The organism is Bacteroides sp. NSJ-48 (genome assembly GCF_014287405.1).
Taxonomy (GTDB): Bacteria; Bacteroidota; Bacteroidia; order Bacteroidales; family Bacteroidaceae; genus Bacteroides; species Bacteroides stercoris.
Map to the genome: position 1 here is coordinate 1 of NZ_JACOOD010000092.1, position 4,401 is coordinate 4,401.

The 4,401-nt window shown below is 54.9% G+C and carries 2 protein-coding genes and 2 pseudogenes; all 4 read right to left on the reverse strand.

The window, feature by feature from the left end; translation table 11 throughout:
• Positions 1-2,102, reverse strand: a pseudogene (locus tag H8S52_RS19480) (hypothetical protein); the annotation flags it as partial.
• A gap of 25 nt (positions 2,103-2,127) precedes the next feature.
• Positions 2,128-2,316 carry a hypothetical protein gene (locus H8S52_RS19485; protein ID WP_007562482.1) on the reverse strand — a complete coding sequence of 63 codons (189 nt, stop codon included), beginning with the start codon at positions 2,314-2,316 and terminating at the stop codon, positions 2,128-2,130.
• 2 nt (positions 2,317-2,318) lie between these two features.
• Positions 2,319-3,032: a hypothetical protein gene (locus H8S52_RS19490; RefSeq protein WP_117911417.1), complete on the reverse strand. Its 714-nt coding sequence runs from the start codon at positions 3,030-3,032 to the stop codon at positions 2,319-2,321.
• Positions 3,033-3,354: 322 nt separating this feature from the next.
• Positions 3,355-4,401, reverse strand: a pseudogene (locus H8S52_RS20235) (hypothetical protein); the annotation flags it as partial.

Below are 4,401 nucleotides of genomic sequence, written 5' to 3' on the forward strand. Positions count from 1 at the left end.
CCCGGTTCCCCGTCGGCATCCTCCAGGTGGTTGCGGTCCACGATGTAGTTGTTCAGCACCTCATCCGAGGTCAGCGCCTTGTTATAGATACGCACGCTCTTCACGTTCAGGTCGGCACCTGCCGACTTAAATTCCAGCTGGCTCTGAATGTCAAAATTCACCTTGTCGAGCCACTTGGAAGCAGCCGACTCTTCACCGTTCACATAGAAACCGATCAGCGTGCGCTGTTCATTGGTCTGCACGTTCGGATAGAACACGTAGGTAATGCGGATGTTCGTGCCCGGCTGGAACTTCGTACCCACCGAGTCCTCATAGCGCAGCACCTGTCCGGCATCCATCGCCTCGGTCACCACTCCGGTCAGGAACTTGGCCTCTTCCGGGGTCACAATCAGCCCGTACCGGTTCCCGTTGTCCAGCTGCCCCAGGCAGGTGATCAGCTCCGCATCCGTGTCCGTCACGTTGGCCGTGCTGTATTCTATCTCAAGTGTCATGCCCACATCACGAATAGCAAAGCCTTCGGGTTTGTCCGCCTCGTTGAAGGGGCGGTACCCGCCGTCAGCGGTCAGGGTCATACCTGCACCACCGGCCAGCAGCAGGCGGTCCTTATGCCAGCCGCTACCGGCACCGTATTCGTTCACGCTCCACAGCACGTCCCGGAACTCCATGCGCTTGTCACCGCTCACCCAGCTTGCCGGGTTGTTTTCCGTGTTGCTTCGCCCGAAGGCGTCAAACGTACACACGGCATCCGGTGCCAGCGTGGCTTCAATGTCCGGGTGCGATGTGGTGTTCACCTGCACCTCAAGCACGGCATCGCCGCACGACACACGGTAGTCCAGCGGTTCCACGTTCACGTTCGTCCGTCCGTAGCTGCCGGTCTCACCGCGCTGCAGCAGGTCTTCCTTCACCACGCTGCCCTGGCCCGTCACTTTCACACGGGCCGTGTACGCATCGCGGTCATAGCCGGCATACGTGAAGTTCCATGCCGTGAACTGCTCTGCCTCCAGCACCGGATGTTTCCAGTCGCGTTGGAACCCCGCTGCCCGGTGGCTGAACATCAGGCCGGCATACGCTGTCACACCGCCTCCTGCCTTCAGCAGCGTAATGTAATGCACCCGGCTCACCACACCGGAGTTCTCATGCTGCGCGTAGGCTTCCACCACGTTCGTACCCTCCTGCATCTGAGCCAGTGGGATGGTCACGTTCTTCTGCTGCACACCGCTGCCGGCCGAAAGACCGAGGGTAAAGGCCTGCCCGCCGTTGATGCGGTAGTAGATGTTCTTCTCCCCGCTCGTGCCCTTGGCAGTAAAGGGGATGTTCACGTCATTTTTATATCCCCCGTCGGCCAGCCCGTTGCCCGCCGAGTAGCTGGTCTCCAGCTCCATGGCCACCATGGTCACCTTGGCCGTGGCCGTCTTCATCAGTGTGCCGCCCTGGTAGGTTGCCTGCGCTTCCACCTGCACGGTATAGGCGGTGGCATCCTTCAGGTAGGGCGAAGCGTCAAAGGTATAAGCCTGTCCGGCTGTCACGCCCACAAACTCTGCATCCTGGAACTCACTGATCACGGTCGAACCGCGTTTCACAATCACGCGGGCTTTCAGGTCGCTGTAGCCGTCCACCGTACCGCCACCGGCAGTACCCACGCCCACAGAGTATTTCACCACAAAACCGCTTCCCAGTGCCAGGTACTGCTGCGAGGGAAGTCCCGCGCCGCCGCTGTCCGTCAGGTCAATGTACAACACCACCTTGTCGTCGTCGGTGTACTTCGAGAAGCGCACCTCCTTCGAGCTCTCGCCGCCCTGGTTATCCTTCTGCTTCACGGTCATCACATATTGAGTGCCGTCCTCGCTGTCCTGCACATCCACGTCCGTCACCGTACCCACCATTGCATCAAACACCGTTCCGGATGTAGGGGGCTTCGTCTCGCCGCTCACCAGTTCCTCGGTAGGGGTACGGTTTGACAGTTCCTTCTTCAGAAACGCTTCTACATCGTCCCCGTCATAGGCATGATAGGTGCCGTCCGGCTGTTTCTGGTTCCATGGTGTTTCAAGATTCATCGGATGTTCAGTCGCATTGATGATTCCGCTTATTTTCCTTTTTGCCATAATACTGTCCTTTTATAATAATCATTCATTTATCAGTTTTACTGCTACCGTTCCATGCGTCCGACCCGTTCCACGGCTCGTCGCCTTTCCAGTATCCAAGTCCGAAACAGCTGCTGATTGCGGACCATACCAGCCTTGCCCCGGCATAGACAGCCGACAGGGCACGTTTTCCCACATACGCAGCCGTTATTTCCTTACCGCCTATGGTTATCATCGTCACTCCTCCTCATAAATCAGATACAGCGTATTCTCATCCTTGTCCGGAAGTGCTTCGTAAGCATCCCCGCTCATCACCTCATGCCGGTAGGAAAGTAGTCTCAGGCGGCCTTCTGTTCCGGTATATACGGCATCGCCCAGCAGGTAAAGCTTGTCCGGCAGGATGGCTGTCCGGTCCGCATTCATGAACATGCCGGCAGGGGGTACTCCCGCCACGTCCCAGTCCCCGTACAGGGTGGAGTCCATGTGGTAGGCAAATTTCCCGGCACCGGCCACATACACCACGCTGCCGCCCGGCTTGGTACTCTTGTCAGGTAAAACGTTGCCTGTTTCCATCCATGATGAAAAGCGTACAGTAGCCCCGCCGACGGCTGCTGCCGTAGTCTGTTCCACCTTGGCAGCGGCATTTTCTGCCTTGGCTGCCGCTTCGTTGGCCTTGGTAGCGGCTTCCGTGGCGGCCTGGGTCTTTTCCTCCAGTCCGGCTACGGCTCCTTCCGCTTTCTTGGCGGCAGCCTCGGCACGGGCGGCGGCATCGCTCGCAGGTTTCCCTATCAGTTCCAGGGGGACGATCACCATCTTGCCGTCCTTCTCGCCGGGCAGTGATTTCACACCGTTCAGCGAGGTAACAGTTTCCAAATCCTCCACACCGGTAGAGGACTGGAGCACACGGTCCAGCACTTCCTGAACCATTTCTTCTTGCGTCATTTCTGCCATAAATCTATTCATCTATCAATTTTACGATCTGTGAATAACATCCTGGGGTTAGCCCGATTACAGACTCTTTTATAAGTATAGCATCCTCAGCACTGATGGATAAATCCCCGTTTGCCTGTATGAGACGCATGCACAATTCATACGAATGGATTTTACGGCTGCTATCCTTATTAGAATCACCGGATGATCGAGCACCTTCCCCATTAAAAAGGCATTGGGCTATAATATCTGTCATCAGCTGGACTTTTCCACCGACTATGAGGTCATTCCCTCTATAATCCTTAAACGTCTTGTTAAAATTCACCTTCATAACTATTCATTTTTATGACACGTTAATGATAATTCCATTCTGTACTTCTACTGTTTTACCCTTGAATCGCCCAGACCAACCATTTTGAGGAAGCATTTTATCAGCTTGTACCACACCACCACTCACCAGAATATTCCCGGAATGCACCAACACATCGCCATCGAAATATCCTGCTGAAAATGTATATTTGTCAGGATAAGTAGGCTTCTCACGACAACTTCCATAAATACCTGCTCCACCAAATGGAGCAATACCCATGATTGCATTACTAAAATTGTTTGCCTTAGCATAGATGCAGGTATCTCCGGTCCAATAGCCGTCATATCCCAATCGAATTTCAGCATCTCCATTACTCCAAAGCATGCAATTCCTTTCAACTGTAAATGTTCCTACCTTTCCTCCGTCCTCAACAAATATTTTTCCATATACAGATGCATTCCGGCATTCCATGCTCCCGTCTTCCAGTATCTTGAAATTGCCGTTGGCTGTCACCAGTCCCTCCAACTGTATATGGTCGGCTGTCAGCTTGATTTTGCTCACGGGCTTGCCGTATTCGTCCGTATCTTCCACACTGACTCCGATAAGGGCCACCTTGCCGCTGGCATCCTGGGCATACAGCCCCGCACCTTCCGGCTTGATCACCAGCCCAGTTTCTTTCAGTGCTTCACCGTCCTTGTCAAAAACCGCCGCTGAAATCTTCACCAGCCGGTCGCTTTGTTCAAACAGCGTCCGGTACTTATAGGCCAGTGCATCCGCCTTGTTGGTGCTGAACACCAGCAGCGAAATGTAAATCACGCCCGTAAACGACAGCTTGAAGTCGCCCGTTCCGTTCCATAGCCCGTCCAGCGTGAACATCTTCTCGCCGCCAACGGGCAGGTCCTCTTCATGGCCGAACATGTTGAAGTTCTCAAACCCGGTCTTGTCAGCACCCACAAATTCGATTTTCAACCTTCCGGCCTTGATAACCCGGTAGCTGAACGACAGATACACCACGCCGGGCACCCGTTCGCCCTGGCTGTTCGTCTGCCGGTACTCCGGTACCAGCCGGAAGTCCTCCAG

Coding starts and splice junctions, on each gene's coding strand:
- H8S52_RS19490 (WP_117911417.1), bottom strand. CDS start 3,032: ATGGCAGAAATGACGCAAGAAGAAATGGTTCAGGAAGTGCTGGACCGT.
- H8S52_RS19485 (WP_007562482.1), bottom strand. CDS start 2,316: ATGATAACCATAGGCGGTAAGGAAATAACGGCTGCGTATGTGGGAAAA.